Source organism: Niallia circulans NBRC 13626 (genome assembly GCF_001591585.1).
In the GTDB taxonomy this organism is placed as follows: domain Bacteria; phylum Bacillota; class Bacilli; order Bacillales; family Cytobacillaceae; genus Niallia; species Niallia circulans.
Genome location: NZ_BCVE01000010.1, coordinates 57,411 through 76,968 on the forward strand (window position 1 = coordinate 57,411; position 19,558 = coordinate 76,968).

Annotated in this window: 21 protein-coding genes and 2 pseudogenes; 4 read left to right on the top strand and 19 right to left on the bottom strand. The window is 35.1% G+C overall.

What is annotated here, in order from left to right; translation table 11 throughout:
- Positions 1-81: 81 nt before the first annotated feature.
- From BCI01S_RS13865 to BCI01S_RS13880, 5 genes are all read right to left on the bottom strand, one after another.
- Positions 82-2,022 carry a beta-glucoside-specific PTS transporter subunit IIABC gene (locus BCI01S_RS13865; RefSeq protein WP_061799356.1) on the bottom strand — a complete coding sequence of 647 codons (1,941 nt, stop codon included), beginning with the start codon at positions 2,020-2,022 and terminating at the stop codon, positions 82-84.
- Between the two features lie 248 nt (positions 2,023-2,270).
- Positions 2,271-3,101, bottom strand: a complete 831-nt coding sequence (licT, locus tag BCI01S_RS13870) for a BglG family transcription antiterminator LicT (protein ID WP_061799358.1) — start codon at positions 3,099-3,101, stop codon at positions 2,271-2,273.
- Positions 3,102-3,444: 343 nt separating this feature from the next.
- Positions 3,445-3,708, bottom strand: a complete 264-nt coding sequence (locus BCI01S_RS13875) for a MazG nucleotide pyrophosphohydrolase domain-containing protein (protein WP_061799360.1) — start codon at positions 3,706-3,708, stop codon at positions 3,445-3,447.
- 179 nt (positions 3,709-3,887) lie between these two features.
- Positions 3,888-4,055, bottom strand: coding sequence for a YjfB family protein (locus BCI01S_RS24795; protein ID WP_268874849.1), 168 nt, complete (start codon positions 4,053-4,055; stop codon positions 3,888-3,890).
- A 117-nt stretch (positions 4,056-4,172) separates the two neighbouring features.
- Positions 4,173-4,589, bottom strand: coding sequence for a carboxymuconolactone decarboxylase family protein (locus BCI01S_RS13880; protein ID WP_061799362.1), 417 nt, complete (start codon positions 4,587-4,589; stop codon positions 4,173-4,175).
- 121 nt (positions 4,590-4,710) lie between these two features.
- Here BCI01S_RS13880 and BCI01S_RS25985 point away from each other — a divergent pair.
- Positions 4,711-4,827: pseudogene (locus BCI01S_RS25985) on the top strand (AsnC family transcriptional regulator); the annotation flags it as partial.
- Here the strand turns inward: BCI01S_RS25985 and BCI01S_RS13885 are convergent.
- From BCI01S_RS13885 to BCI01S_RS13915, 7 genes are all read right to left on the bottom strand, one after another.
- Entirely contained in the window at positions 4,801-5,208 is a 408-nt protein-coding gene (locus tag BCI01S_RS13885) for a PTS sugar transporter subunit IIA (RefSeq protein ID WP_061799364.1), read from the bottom strand. The pseudogene BCI01S_RS25985 and the gene BCI01S_RS13885 sit on opposite strands and share 27 nt — an antisense overlap.
- 80 nt (positions 5,209-5,288) lie before the next feature.
- Positions 5,289-6,584 carry a neutral/alkaline non-lysosomal ceramidase N-terminal domain-containing protein gene (locus tag BCI01S_RS13890; protein WP_061799366.1) on the bottom strand — a complete coding sequence of 432 codons (1,296 nt, stop codon included), beginning with the start codon at positions 6,582-6,584 and terminating at the stop codon, positions 5,289-5,291.
- A gap of 91 nt (positions 6,585-6,675) precedes the next feature.
- The gene (locus BCI01S_RS13895) at positions 6,676-6,909 is read right to left on the bottom strand and encodes a PTS system mannose/fructose/sorbose family transporter subunit IID (protein ID WP_047941986.1); all 234 of its coding nucleotides are present in this window, start codon (positions 6,907-6,909) and stop codon (positions 6,676-6,678) included.
- Positions 6,910-6,922: 13 nt separating this feature from the next.
- Positions 6,923-7,648 carry a chitin disaccharide deacetylase gene (chbG, locus tag BCI01S_RS13900; protein ID WP_061799368.1) on the bottom strand — a complete coding sequence of 242 codons (726 nt, stop codon included), beginning with the start codon at positions 7,646-7,648 and terminating at the stop codon, positions 6,923-6,925.
- Complete coding sequence (locus BCI01S_RS26225; protein ID WP_082810062.1) at positions 7,636-8,190, bottom strand: ROK family protein; 555 nt, start codon at positions 8,188-8,190, stop codon at positions 7,636-7,638. Before BCI01S_RS26225 ends, chbG begins: the two co-directional genes overlap by 13 nt.
- Complete coding sequence (locus tag BCI01S_RS26230) at positions 8,181-8,624, bottom strand: ROK family protein (protein ID WP_061799374.1); 444 nt, start codon at positions 8,622-8,624, stop codon at positions 8,181-8,183. Before BCI01S_RS26230 ends, BCI01S_RS26225 begins: the two co-directional genes overlap by 10 nt.
- A gap of 342 nt (positions 8,625-8,966) precedes the next feature.
- A complete protein-coding gene (locus BCI01S_RS13915; RefSeq protein ID WP_061799376.1) occupies positions 8,967-9,680 on the bottom strand; it encodes a GntR family transcriptional regulator in 714 nt (237 codons plus the stop codon).
- A gap of 226 nt (positions 9,681-9,906) precedes the next feature.
- On the opposite strand from BCI01S_RS13915, the gene BCI01S_RS13920 reads away from it, so the two are divergent.
- Positions 9,907-11,298, top strand: a complete 1,392-nt coding sequence (locus tag BCI01S_RS13920) for a nucleotidyltransferase family protein (RefSeq protein WP_047941983.1) — start codon at positions 9,907-9,909, stop codon at positions 11,296-11,298.
- 59 nt (positions 11,299-11,357) lie between these two features.
- Positions 11,358-12,086 carry an SIS domain-containing protein gene (locus BCI01S_RS13925; protein WP_061799379.1) on the top strand — a complete coding sequence of 243 codons (729 nt, stop codon included), beginning with the start codon at positions 11,358-11,360 and terminating at the stop codon, positions 12,084-12,086.
- A 599-nt stretch (positions 12,087-12,685) separates the two neighbouring features.
- On the opposite strand, the pseudogene BCI01S_RS24810 reads toward BCI01S_RS13925, so the two are convergent.
- The 5 genes and pseudogenes from BCI01S_RS24810 to BCI01S_RS13955 form a co-directional block, all read right to left on the bottom strand.
- Positions 12,686-13,254, bottom strand: a pseudogene (locus tag BCI01S_RS24810) (PTS transporter subunit EIIC); the annotation flags it as partial.
- Positions 13,235-13,576, bottom strand: a complete 342-nt coding sequence (locus tag BCI01S_RS13940; RefSeq protein ID WP_047941978.1) for a MazG nucleotide pyrophosphohydrolase domain-containing protein — start codon at positions 13,574-13,576, stop codon at positions 13,235-13,237. The gene BCI01S_RS13940 and the pseudogene BCI01S_RS24810, both read right to left, overlap by 20 nt.
- Positions 13,577-13,708: 132 nt before the next feature.
- A complete protein-coding gene (locus tag BCI01S_RS13945; protein ID WP_061799383.1) occupies positions 13,709-14,248 on the bottom strand; it encodes a hypothetical protein in 540 nt (179 codons plus the stop codon).
- 268 nt (positions 14,249-14,516) lie between these two features.
- Complete coding sequence (locus tag BCI01S_RS13950) at positions 14,517-15,962, bottom strand: right-handed parallel beta-helix repeat-containing protein (protein ID WP_061799385.1); 1,446 nt, start codon at positions 15,960-15,962, stop codon at positions 14,517-14,519.
- 188 nt (positions 15,963-16,150) lie between these two features.
- Positions 16,151-16,603 (bottom strand): VOC family protein, encoded by a 453-nt coding sequence (locus BCI01S_RS13955; RefSeq protein WP_061799386.1) that lies wholly within the window; start codon positions 16,601-16,603, stop codon positions 16,151-16,153.
- A 76-nt stretch (positions 16,604-16,679) separates the two neighbouring features.
- On the opposite strand from BCI01S_RS13955, the gene BCI01S_RS13960 reads away from it, so the two are divergent.
- Positions 16,680-17,588 (top strand): helix-turn-helix transcriptional regulator, encoded by a 909-nt coding sequence (locus tag BCI01S_RS13960; RefSeq protein WP_061799387.1) that lies wholly within the window; start codon positions 16,680-16,682, stop codon positions 17,586-17,588.
- 169 nt (positions 17,589-17,757) lie between these two features.
- Here BCI01S_RS13960 and BCI01S_RS13965 read toward each other — a convergent pair whose 3' ends face one another.
- Positions 17,758-17,943: a hypothetical protein gene (locus BCI01S_RS13965; RefSeq protein WP_061799388.1), complete on the bottom strand. Its 186-nt coding sequence runs from the start codon at positions 17,941-17,943 to the stop codon at positions 17,758-17,760.
- Between the two features lie 52 nt (positions 17,944-17,995).
- A complete protein-coding gene (gene allB, locus BCI01S_RS13970) occupies positions 17,996-19,441 on the bottom strand; it encodes an allantoinase AllB (protein WP_061799390.1) in 1,446 nt (481 codons plus the stop codon).
- Positions 19,442-19,558: the final 117 nt, after the last annotated feature.

Genomic DNA, 19,558 nt, shown 5'->3' on the forward strand with positions numbered 1-19,558 from the left:
CCAATAAGCATCGCTACTGCCATCTAGCTAGTGTCGGCCACCCCCAGAAAACACAGTACTTTTTATTCTGAATAACGCTGATTAAACAGCCGTAATGACAACTTGCTTTTCACTTACTGTCCTTTCCTTTATCGTATCAATTTGTTTATAATCTGCACTGTTTGTAATAATAACAGGAGTAATCAGATTGTATCCTTCTTCTCTAATTTTTTCCATATCAAATTCTAATAACAAGTCACCAGCACTCACTTTATCTCCTTGTTTTACATGTGCTGTGAAGTATTTACCCTCCAGCTGGACTGTATCCATTCCAATATGAATTAAGATTTCTGCCCCATTGTCAGATGTAATTCCGATGGCATGCTTTGTTTTGAAAAGAGTCGTAACAATACCGTTTACTGGAGATACAGCCCTCCCTGCGGAAGGGATAATGCCAACGCCTTTCCCCATTGATTCGGAAGCAAAAACTTGATCAGGAATTTCTTTCAGAGAGATTAGTTCACCAGAAATCGGGCTAACTATTTCTTCATTTCTTACTCCTTTCATTATTTCTTTCCCTTCACTAACCACTTCTTTTGCTTGTTTATTAATACCACCAAACAATAATGTAAGAACGAATGATAATACAAATGCAACACCAATCGCAATCATCGCACCCCAGAAGGCTGTATCTACACCATTTTCTGGGTTGATCAATGTAGGAATTTTGAAAATTCCTAGTGGACCTGGAGAATATGATTTTGCATTCATGACCGCAATGATTGCCCCACCTATGCCTGCGCCTATGCAACTGATAATAAACGGCTTTTTAAGTGGTAGTGTCACCCCATAAATTGCTGGTTCTGTTACACCAAAGATACCAGAAATAAAGGCTGGAATACTTAATGATTTTACCTTTTTGTTTTTAGTAAGAAGCATAACAGCTAGGACGGCACCAATTTGCGCGAATGATGCTGCAAATGTCATTATTAAGAAATTATCATAGCCTAATACGGGGTAGTTATTGTAACCGATTGGAACGAATCCCCAGTGAAGACCAAAGATAACAAATACTTGCCAAAAACCACCCATGACCAAACCTGCAATAGCTGGAACAGCTTCATAAATCCATAAAGTTCCTTGACCAAGAAGGTTTGATGCCCATGTTGATACAGGTCCAATAATTAAGAATGTTAGTGGGACAATCAATAACAAGGTGAATAGTGGAACAAAAAAGCTTTTTACCACCGCTGGCATGACCGTTGCTAACCATTTTTCTACTTTTGCCGCAAAATAGGTTGCTAAGATAATCGGAATAACACTAGATGTATAAGTCATTAGAACAACGGGAATTCCTAAAAATTCGATTTGAATTGGTGATTCAAATAGTGTTCCTTGAAAAACTGTCATAATTGGATCAAGCGCTTTGATATCCACAAGAGTTGGGTGTACCAAAGCTGTAGCGATAGCCATCCCTAACATAGGTGTTCCGCCAAACTTTTTCATTGCCGTATAACCTAAGAAGATTGGCAAAAATACGAAGAAACCATCTCCTATCGCATTTAATAAGGCATAGATTCCATAGGTAGACTCCACTGCCCCTGTCTGAGCATTTACTGGTACATTACTGATCCAGCCAAATGCCACGAATAATGCATTAAAACCTTTGATAATACCTGTTGCAGCTAGCAAACCTAAAACTGGGGAGAAAATATTTGAGATAATATCAATAAAGCGATTGAACAAGCTTTGTTTTTCTTGGTTTTCATCCTCTGGATCTACTGGGGCTGATGATGAAAATCCGCCTGCTGCCACAACATCTTTGTAGACATCTGGCACATGATTTCCAATTACCACTTGGTATTGTCCACCGCTTTTGATAACGGTTACAATTTCATCCATGTCTTTTAATACCTCTGTGTTTGCCTTACTTTCATCTTTCAACTTAAAACGTAAACGTGTAATACAATGGGTTACGCTCTTTACATTCTCTTTCCCTCCGACATTTTGTATTATGTCTTTTGCTAGTTGTTCATATTTCATGATGGTGACACCTCCAACATGTATTATTTAGCAAAATTTTCAGATCGTGTCGAATCATGAAAAACAAAAAAACCTAAATCTCTTACAATATAAGACATGAGCCTCATATTATAAGTGACTTAGGTTTTGCCTGCTTTACCAGTAACAACCCTATTACGGTCTGATATTTTGCTGTTGCCTTCAATATAATATAAATCCACTAAAATGTAAACCCTTTCTTTTTTTGATAAATGTAAATTTTGAACAATTTAACGCTGACACACTCTTTCAATATGAATCGTTAAGTAAAGCAGTTCTTCATTGGTTGGTGCATAATGATACTCTTTTTTAAGATAATCATTAATTTTTACCGAACAGGAAAAGGCTTTTGGATGTTTCTCTTTTACGATATTAAATAAATCATCATCATCATTATCCATATAAGTACGAGTGAGCATTCTTTGGGCAAAAAACTTCAGGTGCGTGATAAAACGAAAATAATTTAACGACTCCTCATCAAAGTCTATCTTAAAATGATATTTTACAATCGTTAAAAGTTCCTGAATGACTTTGGTAATAGACATAATATTGGTGATATCATCGTTCAACTCTGCGTTCAGAATATGAAGAGCTATAAAACCAGCTTCATCCTCAGGAAGCTCAATCCCAAGCCTTTCCTTTATCATCTTAATAGCTTCCACCCCAATAGCAAACTCATCTTTATATAATTTCTTCGTTTCCCACATGAGAGCATTTTTAATTTCATAGCCATCCTTTTTTCGTTGAATTGCAAAATTAATATGGTCGGTCAAAGCAACATAAATAATATCATTTAATTTCTTATGATATACCGTTTTAGCATATAGGATGATCTCTTCACATACTTCCATTACTTCAATAGGAACTTCACGAAGCAAGGTTTTAAATTTTTCCGATACTTCTTTGCTGTCTAGCGTATAGATTTTTTCAATTTTTTTCTTATTGACCAGATCTCCAGGTTTTACCTGAAATCCAATTCCTCTTCCCATTATCATTAATTCTTTGTTTTGATTATTTACGACACTAATAATATTGTTATTGAAAACTTTAATTACTTTCAAATTTGCACCACCTTTCTAATTTCTGCTATTTTTCCGTTATTATTTCTATAATAAGGAACAAAGAAATGGAGTGTCAACAAGAATCAAAGCGCAAAATATGCAGGAAGGGAATATCCAATCCAAGAATTAAATTAAATTCGCTTTCCCCTTCCTGAAAAAAATCCAGATACCTTATTGGCAGCTGGATTTAAAAAACTGTAATTTCCCTTTAAAAGTGCAGCATACAAACATTTTTAATCCCTTTGGCATAAGGTTCTGCAGTTATCCTATTATGCAATTGCTTTGCTTCTTCAGTAGCAGAAGACTGGAATTGTCCCCCCTTAAGGTGAAACTTACTATTTTGCTAAGCTTGTGAATAACGATCAGATAGTTTCTTTTTATGTGACTGAAACACTTCTTCTAGTGGAATATTGTACTTGTTGGCAATTACTATTAAATTACCCAGCACATCACCTAGTTCTTCCGTTAACTCTTGTTTATTTTCCTCATATGAGCCTACTACTTCATCTGGCCTGTCTCTACCAATTTCAAGAGCTCTTATAGCGCGTGCTACCTCACCTGTTTCTTCTGCTAAAAAGCCAATTCGAATAAATATATCCTTAATCACATACTAATAAATGAATTATTGGATGGAGATTTTTTAGGATGAATGAAATACACTTTTTACGTAAATTTAATAGGTTAAGTATAAATATATTATAAAGATCTAATTGACTTACAAAGAAAAAAAGAACCATAAAAATGGTCCTTTTTCCTTGTCCTCACTTGCTTGGTGCTGGATAGCAATCAAACCGAAAGATCAATCGATTTCCCTAGTGTGGGATGTGGGGCTTCTAGCATTATTAGTAATTTATCACTATTCTGTTCAGCAGTATCCATTGCCTTTTTTGTTAAAGCTATGCCGACATTTTGCGTTAAGCTTTCTTGCTTCATTCCTATTGATAATGCCTTAATTGCTTATAACAAAATCTCATTAGGCGGTATGTTTCTCTATCTTTATATCTATTTATCTCCAATTTCCTCGCCATTAATTGACAAAAGGGAAGCGGCAGAACCGTCCCTCTGAATCTGTTATATTGTCACAGGCTCTAATTTCATTATTGCGCCAAAATATTGGGAAGCGGTAGTAAAGGTGATAAACGCAATAAGCTCACTAATTTCCGCTTCTGAAAGATACTCTCTCAATATATTAAATTGAGCATCTGAAATATCCCCTTTTTGCTTCAAAAAGGCTTCTGCAAACCCTACTGCAATCGACGTTTTTTCATCGAACAGGTGGGGTTCAGGTTTTCCCTTTGCCTTGCAATATTCACACCCATTGCTTTGTGCTAATGTTCTTCTTACTTGTTCTTTTAGATGGGATGATAGATTCAAATCTTTTTCTAACACATCTCCTAATTGATTCCATCCATTTAAGACATCTACATTATATCCTAAGAGTCTTTGAAAAGGTGTTTCACCGTTTTTTGATTCATTAATTCTTGCCATCCTTACTACCTCCTTGTAGAATTAATTTTACTGGAGAATATAAAAGATTCCCATTAAAAATGATATATTTTCCTTCGAAACACTTTATAAAATTAATAAAAATGGAGGTTTTTTATTAAAAATGAAAATAGATTTAATTGATAAGAAAATAATCGATGAATTAAACCAAAATAGTCGATTATCGATGAGTGAACTTGGAAGAAGAATTAATTTATTTTCTCCGTCTGTAACAGAACGCGACAACTTGCTTTTCACTTACTGCCCTTTCCCTTGTCGTATCGATTTGTTTAAAATCAGCACTGTTTGTAATAATAACAGGAGTAATCAGATTGTATCCTTCTTCTCTAATTTTTTCCATATCAAATTCTAATAACAAGTCACCAGCACTCACTTTATCTCCTTGTTTTACATGTGCTGTGAAGTATTTACCTTCCAGCTTGACTGTATCCATTCCAATATGAATTAAGATTTCTGCCCCATTGTCAGATGTAATTCCGATGGCATGCTTTGTTTTGAAAAGAGTCGTAACAATACCGTTTACTGGAGATACAGTCCGCCCTGCTGAAGGGATAATGCCAACGGAGGACAGAGCCTGTTTTTTTCTCTTAATATATTTCATGGACGTTTTTTATAAAAAATTTGATCATTTTCTGTTTGTGTTGTTAAACAATCGCGCCATTAATGGAGTAAAATACTCACCTATAATTGGTCCATCATATAGAGTATTGTGTCTCTTATTTTTTCTGAGGATCCTTTTTCTAATAACGTCATATATGCCTCATAGCTGTCACTCGCATAGTAGCCTTCTGGGACTATATATCCTATGTAGTCGTTAGTGTTACCAGCTATGAATACTGGTACTCCGTTGTAGTTATTAGTTATTTCTGTTCCAGTTTCATTAAATATTTCTCCAGGTATTGATACAAATAAGATCTCACCCAGCTTTAATACTTGTATTTCGGTAGAAATGGTTAACGAATTTTCTAACGCTCCTGATTTCTTGATTAATGCAGAAACACCTTCAATCTCTGATTCTATCTTTCTTAAATAGGCACAGTTATTTCCAGCTGTTACTCTTTGGATTTTATGTCTTTGTTTAAGTTCGTGCAATTTATGCTGCAGTTGTGCAGAATCTTCTATGTTGCGAAGGGCCAAATCTACTTTCTCTATTTTAGAACTTATGGTATCAACCTTGATTTGTTTTTTGTGAGTTAATAATTCCAGTACCGCTGCTGATAATACTGTTCCTACCCTTCTTACTTCATAAAAACTTGCCTCTTTTCTTGTAAAACGTGTACTAATATCACCTGACGGACCATTTATAAATAATGCAATTTCTACATTATTTTCATTTTCTAAATTAGAGCTAGTTACTCCAGGGAAATCAGCACTAATTAGAAGGTTGTCTCTATTCATTATCGTTGGATGGCATGCAAAGTGATACACTATAATCTTTTTGTTCGTTCTGCAATATTCAAATTCTATTACTTTTAAAATTGAGGAATATTCTATTTCAGATGATATCCTATTAGCAGCAATGCCGCTGACTTCCCCCTCACAAATACTAACTTTACATTCTTCTAAATTTTCCAATGCTAGTTTAACAGCCTCAACAATTTTTTTATGTTGTTCATTTACAAGTATTCTATCGTATGGCATCCATAAATCAGGAAATGCTCTCCAGATGGGAGATGTTTCCTGAATAGTCCCCCCTGGACCAGAATGAGTATGCGTAGCGTGAAGGAAGATACATTCTTTTGAAACATTCGTTTGGTCTGAAATTTTTTTGCGAAGTTCGACTGTATAGTTTTGATCTATACAAATCAAATCTAAGCTAACTAGAATTATAAAAGTCTGTTGAGATCTGATTGCAACAATTCGTGCATAAATTGGATCATGAATTCCCTTAGATTGTCTTGTAGCCATATAACCTGCTAAAAGCTTACTTTCAGTAGGTGTGATATCAACTTTAGCTGATCCACAATAAATATTCATTTTATCACCTTATTCATTATAAAATACCAATCTATTTACCCAATACACAAAAAATAATCATTCCCATTAAAATTTTGATTGCACTAAAACCTTACTTAATTAATAGGAAACTAATAACTGTAATAGCTAAGGGATGTAAGCTAGGTAAAATCCAATCAAAGATTTCCTGGAACTTTATTTCTGCACCTCCCACTTTTAGTACATAAGGAGTGGCTAATTGTACAAGTTGCGGGATTAAACCACCAATGACTACAATCCCTAACATCGTTGCCATTGCAATATATCTTTGAACACATATAATTGTAAAAATTGAAAAGTACTGCATATAGACAGAATTATTACCATCTGAGCTCCTTGTAAGATATTAACTGGATACTAGCTTTTTGAACGGCAGTTATTGTAAAGGGATCAGTTAATATACCTAATTCCTTTATTCTTTGTATATTATAAGAACTGTGATTTAAAAGTTGTTGATCAACAAAACCAGGATGACACATCATTTCTAAAGGGGTCACACTTGCACGCTCAAAAATATCCAATAAAGTTTCATAAGAAGCATTATCATCATGGAATTTAGAACAAAACTCTAGAGTGTTTATCGCTGAATCATCCTTATTTAATTGACGTATTGGCAGCCGGTACTCTTCAGCCAAAACTTTTACAATCGAAGAAACTGGCTCTGTGCCGTGTAAATTATGATGAGTATCTATGTGAGTAGGATTCAATCCAAAAGTGTAAAATTCGTTCATTTGTGCCCTAAGTTCTTTTTCTATCTCAATTACATTTGCCTTGTTTAAAACTTCTTTCTTGCTATGGAAATATCCCTTTTGATTGACTAGTGATGGAACATTTTGATGAATAGGTTTACCTGCCGTTAGGTTGAGGTGAACTCCAACACCCAAAGAAGGATATTTTTTGGCTAGGCTTGAGGCATGTTTCGCTGCCGGCATGTTCACCATTAGCGTTGTTGATGTAACAATTCCACTTACATGTGCATCAATAATTCCGTAATTTACTCCTTTTGAAAGACCAAAGTCATCAGCATTTACTATTAAATATGGCATGATGAGTTTCTCTCCGCTCTAGAAGGGAAATTTTTGGCTAAATGCCACGCTCCCCATAAACCGCTCTGTCCGCTAAGTGCAGCCAATTTAAGATCCAGATGACCCCTGTGAATTTTGAACAAGCGTTGATTCATTTCATTTTCTATTAATGGAATTAATAGTTTTGACTGATTATTCATAATTCCGCCTCCTAAAATTATCGCGTCAGGGTTGAAAATTTGTATTATATTTGCCAAACCAATCCCTAAATATCGGCAAGTTTGTTGGATGATAGAAAAACAGGCTTGATCTCCCAACCTAACTGCCTCAAAAACCATTTCAGCAGTAACCGAATTCTTACCGGCAAGTTCTAATAATACTTCAGATTGCTCTTGAATCAATAATTGCTCCCCTTTTTTTGCAATAGATGTTCCAGAAGCCAAAGCTTCTAGGCAACCGAAATTCCCACAGGAGCATGGTGGTCCGTCTGGTGATACCGTCATATGGCCGATTTCGCCCGCAAGATCTTGTTTTCCATAATATAGTTTTTCATCTATAATGATTGCACCTCAATACCTGTACTGACTGTCAAATATATTTGATTCTTATAGCCTTTTCCTGCTCCATAAATCGCTTCTGCAATACCAGCAGCGTTAGCGTCATCATCTATGATTATCGGAATATCATTGAGCCTTTTTCTTAGTTCTTCCACAATCTTAAAATTGGACCACTTTAAATTTCCTGTGAAATGAATAACTCCATTTTCTCGATTTAACGGACCCGGGACACTTATACCGACCGAGTTTAACCTTCCATATTTATGGTCCGTTTCAGCTATTAATGAATCGAATTCTTTCATAAGAATATCTATCAGCATTTGTGGTGATTCTATAGTTTTAGACATCAACTGACGTGTGCCAATAATCTTTTCATTAGTGGCTATTCCAATTAGGGTTTTAGTTCCTCCAATATCCACTAATCCATACAAACCACTCATTTTATCACCTTTTCTACATTTTTTCTGAACCATCTGAACTAATAATTTTACTAACATCCTGTACAAGGTTTTGCGTTTTTCTTTTTTAGGACTAATCCTAAAATGAAACCAACTAAGATATAGACCAAAACTAGTATCAATACCAAATTATATGGCCAGGCCGGAAACGGAAAAATGGAGCCATAAATCGGCAATAACATAACGAGAGCACCAATTATTTAGTGCTTATACCAATCCTAAATTGGTACGAACCAATTACATAAATTTTATATTTACCTGATATTTTTGTCAATTTAATTTTAAAAAAATACGAATCCCTTATTTTGGATTCGTAGTCATAGTCTAGCTATAAATTTCAGTATTTATTTCATATCTGTCTCCCCTATATACTGAATGAGCAACCTCGAAAATTTCGTTATTTTGATCAAAGGTTATCTGTTTAAAATGAAAGACGGGTACAGAGTAGTTTATTTCAAGTAATTCTGATTCCTGAGGAGTAGGCATTCTTACCTCGATTTTTTGTTGAGCCTTTGTAATCTTTATACTGTATTCATCCTCTAAGATTCGATATAGCGATTCGTTCTCGAAGTTTCTACTTTCAAGATTATTAAACTTTTCAATCGGCAGCATTATTGTTTCAATTGCTAAAGGATACAAATCTGCCAATCTTAAACGCTTCAGCATAAGAATCTTTCCCTCAGATTTTAAATCAGCAATCATGTTTGCAGGAGGTTCTACAATTATTGTTTTCTCTAGAACCTTGGATCCGGGCAACAGCCCTCGCGCTCTCATGTCCTCACTAAAGCTCTTTAAACGCCTACCTTGTGGAATTTTAGATTCAGCTACATATGTCCCGCTGCCGTGTCGTCTTATGAGAATATATTCATTGACCAATTCTGAAATAGCTTGCCTCACCGTCATACGACTCATTTCGAATAATTCTGCAAGTTCTCTTTCAGGTGGTAACACATCACCCGGTTTCAACTCCCCTCTTTCAATTTTTTGTATAATTTCCTTTTTCAGTTGTTTATATAAAGGGGTTTTTTTATTGTTCATGTTTCACATTCCTTTTATTTAAGATTATTCTATTGACATTATATACATATTTTTATAATAATTAAAGAGAATTGGTATATATCAATTTATAAAGGAGGTATAAATTCGAATTATGGTGTAAATCTTTATGGATATGATTCATTAGATTTAAACAACTTAAAGGACGTACTGCATTACTTTTTAGGGTTTGATTAAATTGACTAAATAAACATACGGAGTGATTGATGTGAAAACAGCTATTATATTGGCTGCAGGTAAAGGAAAAAAAATGTGGCCATATAATGATTATTGGCCTAAGGCAGCATTACCAGTAGCTAACCAAGGAAATATCGTTCATCTCGTAAACCATCTTAAGAGCTTGTCTTTTGACCGGATTATTATTGTGACTAGTTATCTAGGACGCAGAATTAAATCTCTTGTTTGCGATTTTGAAGGAGTTGAAACTATTGAACTCTCGGTAACTGAGGGGACTGCAGATAGTTTAGAAAAAGTAGTGTCCCTCGTTAACGACGAACATTTGTTGATCATGTATGGAGATATCTTTATTACTCTAGAGAGATTAACTAGTTTTGTTGATGCCTATCAAAAAGAACTTAATACTGTAGATACACTCATTTTATCTAAACCTATAACAAATGAATTTGCACCTGATTGGTTTGGAATTTCCAAAGGGACCGGAAACAGTGTTCAGAATATTTATGGTCACCCTCGTCCTCATTATGTACAAGAGCGACTCATAGGCGTCTTTGCTCTAAGTACAAAAGCGTTGAAGAGAATGTTGCACCATAACCCAGGTTTCATGAAAAATGTACCGACAGGAGTTATGCCACAACACGAGATGGAATTTGAGCAAAGTCTACAATGGTTAGTAGAAGAAGGATATACGGTTTCATCCTATCCTATCACAGATGGAGTAATTGATATAGATAAGCCTTGGCACCTAATGCAAGCTAATCAGCTGGCGCTATCGGTTATGACAAATAAACTTCAACATAATGATATTCCTGAGACTTGTAATATCCATCCGACAGCTGATATTCAAGGATGTATAAAGCTTGGAGAACATGTGGAAATAGGAAAATATGTAACGATAAAAGGAAATGCGATTATTGGAGATCATACAAAAATTGAAAATGGTGTAACTATAGAAGGAAACGTAGTAATAGGTTCTCATTGTCGCATAGAAAACTTTTGTAGGATAGGTCCTGATAGCGTCATTGGGAGTAAAAATCGCATTGGACATTGTGCAGAATTTAGCGGTATTACCTTTGATAACGTCAGTTTTATACATTTTGGTGAAGTGTTCGGAATCATAGGTGAATCAACAGATATCGCTGCTGGAGTCACAGTAGGTATTACTCGTTTCGATGATCTGCCTCAAACTCAAAAGGTGAATGGTAGAAGAGAAATTCCTGAGAAATTTGGAAATGCTGTTTATTTTGGTGACTTTACTCGGACCGGTATTTTGAGTCTATATATGCCGGGAACTAAAGTAGGCAGTAATTGCGTTATCGGATCAGGTGTTGCAGTGGAGAAAGATATACCATCTAAGACGTTATTGTATGCCCAACAAACTCTAATTGAAAAAGGATGGGACACTCATCGTTATGGATGGTAAAGCTTAAAAGCTATCATAGTAATAAATTCAAAATAAAAACTTTTAATGGAGGAAGAACAATGGGATCATTATTTGCGGATTATAGTAAATTCTTTAACAATATTTTAATGGAAGTTCAAGAAACACAAGAAGAATCCATTATAGAAGGTGCTAACCTCATCTCACAAGCTGTTAAGTCGGGTGGAAGATTTTATGTATTCGGTTCTGGGCACTCTCATATGATTGCCGAAGAGATTTATAATCGTGCAGGTGGACTTGCCTTAGTCACAGCTATTTTACCTCCAGAGTTAATGTTGCATGAACGCCCAAATAAAAGCACCTATCTTGAAAGAATCGAAGGACTTGCGAAGTCGTACTTAAATTTACATGAAGTATCAGACAAAGATGTAATTATGATTGTATCAAACTCAGGAAGAAATACTGTACCCGTTGAAATGGCTATAGAGGCAAGGAAAAAGGGAGCAAAGGTCATTGCTATGACGAGCATTAAACATTCTCAAAGTGTAACTTCAAGACACCAGAGCGGAAAAAAACTTTATGAACTTGCTGATGTAGTACTCGATAATGGCGCTGTTATCGGTGATGCTGGTTTCCGGATCTCAAACTCTGACATTTATTCTGGAGCTACTTCAGATGCCGTTGGATGCTTCCTTGCTCAAGCTCTCATCGTTGAATCTCTACAGCTTTTAATAGAAGCTGGTATTACCCCTCCAGTATTTAAGAGTTCAAATGTGGATGGGGCTGATCAATTTAATGATGAGATATTTTCAAATTATGTGAAATGGTAAGTAATCCATAATTTGTGTTTCCTTATTACGCTATTAAAAATAAACCAAGAAAAGGAAGAGAGTGCCAAAAGTCTGACTTTTGAGCACTCTCTCTTATTACTTTTCCCTCTCATTACAGCAAACCAAAAATCCCAAAGCTTGAAGTCTTTTGAATCCTTTCTGAAAAGATTGAAACCAGCTTCCGATATATCTTTATAGTCATTATTCTCAATCAGATTTAAAGCCTCTTCAATAATAAAAAGTACAACTTCTAAACTTTTCTGAACTTGTTTGTAGTTCCCCACTTACAGGTATACCTAATCACCACATATTAAAGATATTTTTTCTGAATTACTGCATCTTTAATTACCTCTTTGGTTTCTACAATACCATCAGGCAATTCCCAACCTCTTCTGGGCTCCTTCTTTTACAAAACCAATTCTTTCTTCGAAAAACTGCCAAGAAAGCACAATAAGCCTTATTTCATTGAATGGCTCTTCGGAATATACTGAAGTTTTTTACAACAACAGCATAAATAAGAAATCAAATTACTGTAACAAAAACAACCAGTTTTGCTACGGGTGGTAGTGGCATACTTTTAGACTATCTAACTCGTATAAAATAATTAAGAATGTGAGCGGGACAATCAATAACAAGATGAATAGTGGAACAAAAAAGCTTTTTACCACCGCTGGCATTACCTTTTACTAACCATTTTTTTACTTTTTCCGCAAAATAGGTTGCTAAGATAATCGGAATAACACTAGATGTATAAGTCATTAGAACAACGGGAATTCCTAAAAATTCGATTTGAATTGGTGATTCAAATAGTGTTCCTTGAAAAACTGTCATAATTGAATCAAGCGCTTTGATATCCACAAGAGTTAGGTGTACCAAAGCTGTAGCGATAGCCATCCCTAACATAGGTGTTCCGCCAAATTTTTTCATTGCCGTATAACCTAAGAAGATTGGCAAAAATACGAAGAAACCATCGCCTATCGCATTTTAATAAGGCATAGATTCCATAGGTAGACTCCATTGTGCCTGTCTGAGCATTTACTAGTACATTACTGATCCAGCCAAATGCCACGAATAATGCATTAAAACCTTTGATAATACCTGTGGCAGCTAGCAAACCTAAAACTGGGGAGAAAATATTTGAAATAATATCAATAAAGCGATTGAGAAGTTGTCGTTTGTGAATAACGATCAGATAGTTTCTTTTTATGTGACTGAAACACTTCTTCTAGTGGAATATTGTACTTGTTGGCAATTACTATTAAATTACCTAGCACATCACCTAGTTCTTCCGTTAACTCTTGTTTATTTTCCTCATATGAGCCTACTACTTCATCTGGCCTGTCTCTACCAATTTCAAGAGCTCTTATAGCGCGTGCTACCTCACCTGTTTCTTCTGCTAAAAAGCCAATTCTAATAAATATGTCTAGATCAGACCAGCCTCTGCCTTCATAATAATCCTTTACCCATTGCTGAAATTCCGTTACATTCATACTCATCTAACCTCCAATTCAATTATAAGTTTATCAAAAATAATGAAAATTTTTTATGGTTTTAATAGGATATTTTCTAGGAGAATTCATTATTTTAAAAGGAATTACAATAATAAATAAGATTCCTTTTTATTAAAAATTTATAATTTCGCTTATCCATTTTTGAACCATTTTTTCTCTATCTTCGTAGTTGGGTATTTTATCAAGCGATATTTTAAACGACTGAAAATTTTCAGGTAAATGATAAACCTTTCTTCTTAATTTCTCATTATCAGGTGATTCATAATCTATTAGTATAATTTCTTTATTGTCAATTGTAACGAACGATCGTGCAGTATATTCTATATTATTAATATGTATATAGTAATGTCCTCTGTGATTCGGCCTGCAATATAGATGACATCCATTAAACTTTGTAAATTCTTCTTTAAATCTTTCAAACTGCTTATCTATTATATAAAACTCTTCTAGATAATATAGGTTTTCTATATGTTTCTCTTTATTAATGTCAAAAGTATCTATGATTAATTTTACATCTGGATTCTTAGGAATATTTTTGTTGATTTTATCATATCCAAGGTTCCTAAATGGCATTAACATTTCTTTGACTAAAGTATCTATTCTTTCATGTTCTAAGTCAGAACCATAGTTCAATAAAAAAATGGTTTTCAACTATTTAAGCCCCCATTTTATTTGTATTCGTTACATAACTTTAATGTTTGCTTGCTTACATATATTACTGACTGATTGCATTTACTTTAGCTATATATACTGCAAAAGTACTATTTTATTTAAAGGTATAATTTCATTCTGAATGGTATTGAGTGTAAAACCAAGTGTATATTCTTTCACAAGTAGTCAGCTGTATTTCAAAAAGCATTTAGAATAAAATGGGAATCAATAGAACAAAAGGAAAGCAGAAGCCCCCCTGCTTTCTTACTCATTCACTCAAAATATTGTAAACAGGGGAATTTGGTTTCAAGTCAAAGTCATGCTTTAAGGGATTCTTATATTTTGGATCAATATACATGGATTGCTTATCACTGTTGGAGGCTTCTTTAAAATCTATAAAATCTGTATATTCTTCTCCTTTCCAGATCCATCTTCCCTGTTTGTTCTCTTCTTTATGATAAATATTTTTCACTAGTCGATTATCTACATTTTTTTGAAATTCATTAACGATAAATAACTGTGAAGAACTAGTTGTCATGATATTTTGTTGGATGGTATTCTTTTTGGTATCATATTGCAGAAGCAGCTGTCCCCCCTCTAACCCCTTTGTATCATTTTGATAGAGAATATTTTTTGCAATAATAGTGTTGGTAGTACCGCCACGCTCTTCGTCATATCCCCCAATAGATATACCGGTATAAACATTTTCATAAACTATGTTGTGGGTAATCTCAATATTATCTGCATACTTCTTTCGATGCTCAGATGTTGCCTCAATCCCAAGGTCATTAAGATAAACCGTATTAGCTTTCACTTTTATATTTTTGCCGCCATCTACATATATCCCCGCTGCACTATAATCATCTCCATAAGCGGGATTACCAAATGAAGAATTATTATATACTATATTATTTCTGATTATTCCATTACGGGTGAAATCATCCTTTTTTCCCGTTCCTTCGTATCCAATTAGATCAATGCCAATATTATCATTATTACGAACTGTATTCCCTTCAATGATAAATCCGTCTATATTACCATTTAAGACAAGTGCTTCACTTGCTCCAAGCTTTAAATCTTGGACCACATTATTGCGAATGACAATATTCTTCATTCCCTCTGTTCCATAAACTGCTATTCCATGTGCATTCCCATCCTCGTTCAGGGTGCTGATTTTTCTTACTACATTGTTCTCTATCACAATATGGCTGCTTGACCCTGCTATATATATTCCCATTACTGTTTCATCAGCAAGACTAGTAGATAAGTCTTCCATTATTAATCCTTTAATAGAAACATAATTTTTATTCTGAATGGTTATGAGAGATGTCTCCTCTTCTTTTTCTGCCTTCTCCACACCGCTAATTATTACTTCCTCTTGATCATAGGCTTGAAAGACAATCGGAAGTTCTTTTTTGCCGCTATGTTTAACCGTGAGCGGTTCTTTGTAAATCCCCTCACGTATATAAACAGTTGTTCCTGCTACCGCTTTATCTGTCGCCTTTTTTAATGTTTGAAAGGGATGTTCCTTACTTCCATCATTTCGATCATTTCCTGTTGGTGAAACATAAAGAGATTGGATTCCAGTTTCTTGCTCCTGGTTTATTTTGGGTTCTGTCTCTCTATCCTCTGTTTTTCCTCTCCAATCGATAAACCCATAAATTATGACAACAAGTATTACAATCGCAATTAAGATTACTACTTCTTTTTTCAAATTTATTATCCCCTCATCTAATTTATTCTTAATTAATGGTACTCTAGCAGTTATTATACTGCAAGACTTGCCTACCGAAGCACATTCTACTTTTAGAAAATCACAGCAAAAAAACCCCCATCTATTTGAAAATAGATAGGGATTTATTTTACAAAGAACTATTAGTACAATTTTTGTATTGCCTGCGCCTACTTAAAACTATCTAGAAATTTACTCGCCTCACTGTTAAATTTCCACGTTACTCCATACTTATCCACTACCATTCCGAAACTTGCTGACCATGGTGTAGAAGCTAACGGCATGATTACAGTACCATCTTCTGCAAGCTTTTCAAATATTTGCTGATTCCTATTTTGATCTGCATCAATAATACTGATTAAGACGGTATTCCCTTTTACGATTTCGCCCGTCATAACTTGCATAAAAGGCAGGACGTCAGAAATCATTAGAATATTCCCTGAAAACTCAATACGAGATTCCATAATCATGTTTTGCTCTTCTTCCGTTAATGGAGCATTAGGATCTTGACCAAAAGCGCCAAATCTCACCTTTTTTACATTTGTTGCATGTAATGCCTTTTCATAGAAGTCTATCGCTTCTTCTGCTTTTCCATCGAATTGTAAATAACCTATTGCTTTCATATTTAATTCCTCCTTTTTATATTTAAAGTATAATAGGACATAAGCGACAACTATATGTCGTATATAGGAGGAGAAAATGAAAAAAATTGAGCGACTTATTTCAATAGTAATGATCTTATTACAAAAAGAAGTTGTTTCCGCATCAGAATTTAGTCGACTTTTTCATGTAACGAAACGAACGATTCAACGTGATATGGAAGCATTAAGCTATGCAAACATCCCTATTTATGCGAAATATGGTGCTGAAGGTGGATATGCACTAATGGATGAGTATAAATTCGATAAACGATTACTAAATCAGAATGATATTGAAAATATACTCGTAGCTTTAGGTGGCTTTGAGCAGCTGATTACAAATCAAGAAATTCAAACGACTATTCTAAAAATCAAAGGAATGACCAGTGCAAATATATCTCCAAAATTGGATGTAACTTTTTATGATTGGAAAGGAAGAAGTCAAATAGATGAAGATGTTTTATTAATAAAACAAGCAATGGAAAATAACTGGTTAGTAAAATTTGAGTATGTAGACTCAATAGGAAATATAACTTCCAGAGTTGTAGAACCTTATAAGATGCATTTGCGAGAAATGCATTGGTACCTTTTTGGTTATAGTTTAGAACGGGAAGATTATCGAACCTTTAAATTGACGAGGATGACTAATATCAACAAAGGCGGTTTTTTTATACCGAGAACTGATAAGGTATTGGAAGCAGAAAAGCAACATAATGAACAACAAGATTTAGTTAATGTACAGCTATTGATAGACGTTGCAGTCAGAGATCAATTTATCGAGAGATATGGCAAGAACGCTGTTAACAAGAGGAACTCAGAAAGTTATCTTGCCACTATTGAATTGCCTATGAATCCATTTGCCTACCAGTTTTTAGCGGGATTCGGTAATAAGGTGAAAATTATAAAGCCTAAAGCTTTTATTGCTGAATACTTAAATTTTTTGGAGGATACAGTGAAGCTTTATAAGTAAAGTTGATGTTAACCATCATTTTCAGTTCCTTAATAATTGCTTAAAAAAACTGGATCAATACTTTTATTATTATTGATGATTAAGTTTAACAGAAAAAAACTCCAATAAGTCATAAAATCCTTTAGAAAAAGGGAATCCAGAGCCTTCCCTCTGATTCCCTTCTCCCCCCTCACAACCGTTGCAATCGAAGTTCCTGGATAAACGCATCGTAATCAATTTCTAATGTTTCACAATTGGTTTTTACTTCTTCAAAAAAGTCGAATTCTCCATCTGCTGGGCGGTCACGGTTTTCGTAGTAAAAGTTGATTAGGTGGTATAGTTTTATAAAAGAATCTAGCTTCTCTTTTTTATTCATTTATCCCGCTCTCCTCCTGTTTTTTTTATCTACAAAACTTTAATAGAAGCAATCACAAATCACCTATGCTCCTAAGCTGGAAAGAAGAACCGTCCCTCTCATTCCCTCCTGGCACCACGATTCTTCCAATTGGTTGACTGATAATTTGGCCGTTTTCCATTACTTTTGTTCCGCGGACAATGGTGGCGACTGGCATTCCTGTAATAGGAGTTTGGTCGTATGCTGTTACCTTGCTTTTACTGTGGAGCTCTTCTCTTTTAATAGTATGTTTTTTCTTCATATCTACTATTGTAATATCTGCATCGGTTCCTACTTGTAATGATCCTTTTTGCGGATAGATTCCATATTGCCTTGCTGGGTTTTCGGAAAGGAGTTTACAGGCATCGACTAAAGAGATTTTCTCTTCACTTACTGCGTTTAATAGTAGTGGTGCTAATGTTTCAACACCGCACATTCCAGCAGGAATATCCCATAAGCTGCCATCCTTTTCTTCCTCGGTATGAGGAGCATGGTCGGAGCAGACAACCGTTACGGTACCATCTTGAATTCCTCTCCACAGCTCTTCCTGATCCTTTTTATATTTAATAGGCGGATATACCTTCATCTGCGGGCCAACTCTTTCATAATCCTCATTGGATAAAAAGAGATAATGCGGACATGTTTCTGATGTAATATTTGTATAGCCATCTGCTTGTGCTTGTCTTATTAACTTTACCCCTTCTCCTGTACTTACATGAAGAATATGCAGTCTAGTGCCAAGATTTTTCGCCAATGCAATCCCAGATTGAATGGTCATTTCCTCTGCTAAGTTCGGGCGTCCTTGCAGAAGTGCCTCATAATCTCTTTTCCCGGAAGCTTCTACTTCCTCTGTCAGCCGTTGAATTATTTGATTATTTTCCGCATGAATAGCAAGAATTTGTCCCGTTTTTTGAACTTCTCGGAAAATACTATAGACCTCTCCATCTGAAAGCGGCGGAATGACGCCTTCGTCTCCATCCTTATAGTTATACATCAACTGATAAGTCTCTTTATTAATGGCATAGCCCCAGAAAAACTTAAAGCCAATAACCCCAGCATGGTGCAGTGGAACGATATCCTCTCGGTTAGCATCCCCTAAGCAGATTCCCCATATGGCGAAATCCACATGTGCTTTGGCCGCAAGGTTTTTCTTTTGTTTCTCAAAATTTTCGACATTATTTATAGGAGGATTAGTGTTCGGCATTTCAAAAACAGTCGTAATCCCACCTGCCGCTGCAGCTTGGGTGCTATAATAAAAATCTTCTTTATACGTTGGACCTGGATCCCTTGAATGAATATGGGTATCCATAAAGCCAGGACAAACATATAATCCCTCTCCATCTGTTACCTCTGCCGCTTCTCCCGCTAATTCATCCTGAGAGATGGCCGCAATCTTTCCGTCTTTTATATAGAGATGCCCTTTTTTAAATCCATTTCCGGTATATAAATAGCCGTTTTTAATAACATGATCCCACAACATATTCTCCACTCCTTTTTTATATGAAAAAATTGATTTATCAACCAATGCGGCGAGGATATCAGCCATTCTTTGGGGTTTATCAGCCAAAACGGCATGGATATCAGCCATTCTTTCGTT

What these genes read in the sequence shown, in the direction of transcription:
- BCI01S_RS13865 (WP_061799356.1), bottom strand. Translation starts at nt 2,022, where the DNA reads ATGAAATATGAACAACTAGCAAAAGACATAATACAAAATGTCGGAGGG.
- BCI01S_RS13880 (WP_061799362.1), bottom strand. Translation starts at nt 4,589, where the DNA reads ATGGCAAGAATTAATGAATCAAAAAACGGTGAAACACCTTTTCAAAGA.
- BCI01S_RS13885 (WP_061799364.1), bottom strand. Translation starts at nt 5,208, where the DNA reads ATGAAATATATTAAGAGAAAAAAACAGGCTCTGTCCTCCGTTGGCATT.
- BCI01S_RS13890 (WP_061799366.1), bottom strand. Translation starts at nt 6,584, where the DNA reads ATGAATATTTATTGTGGATCAGCTAAAGTTGATATCACACCTACTGAA.
- BCI01S_RS13895 (WP_047941986.1), bottom strand. Translation starts at nt 6,909, where the DNA reads ATGCAGTACTTTTCAATTTTTACAATTATATGTGTTCAAAGATATATT.
- chbG (WP_061799368.1), bottom strand. Translation starts at nt 7,648, where the DNA reads ATGCCATATTTAATAGTAAATGCTGATGACTTTGGTCTTTCAAAAGGA.
- BCI01S_RS26230 (WP_061799374.1), bottom strand. Translation starts at nt 8,624, where the DNA reads ATGAGTGGTTTGTATGGATTAGTGGATATTGGAGGAACTAAAACCCTA.
- BCI01S_RS13915 (WP_061799376.1), bottom strand. Translation starts at nt 9,680, where the DNA reads ATGAACAATAAAAAAACCCCTTTATATAAACAACTGAAAAAGGAAATT.
- BCI01S_RS13925 (WP_061799379.1), top strand. Translation starts at nt 11,358, where the DNA reads ATGGGATCATTATTTGCGGATTATAGTAAATTCTTTAACAATATTTTA.
- BCI01S_RS13940 (WP_047941978.1), bottom strand. Translation starts at nt 13,576, where the DNA reads ATGAATGTAACGGAATTTCAGCAATGGGTAAAGGATTATTATGAAGGC.
- BCI01S_RS13955 (WP_061799386.1), bottom strand. Translation starts at nt 16,603, where the DNA reads ATGAAAGCAATAGGTTATTTACAATTCGATGGAAAAGCAGAAGAAGCG.
- BCI01S_RS13960 (WP_061799387.1), top strand. Translation starts at nt 16,680, where the DNA reads ATGAAAAAAATTGAGCGACTTATTTCAATAGTAATGATCTTATTACAA.
- BCI01S_RS13965 (WP_061799388.1), bottom strand. Translation starts at nt 17,943, where the DNA reads ATGAATAAAAAAGAGAAGCTAGATTCTTTTATAAAACTATACCACCTA.
- allB (WP_061799390.1), bottom strand. Translation starts at nt 19,441, where the DNA reads ATGTTGTGGGATCATGTTATTAAAAACGGCTATTTATATACCGGAAAT.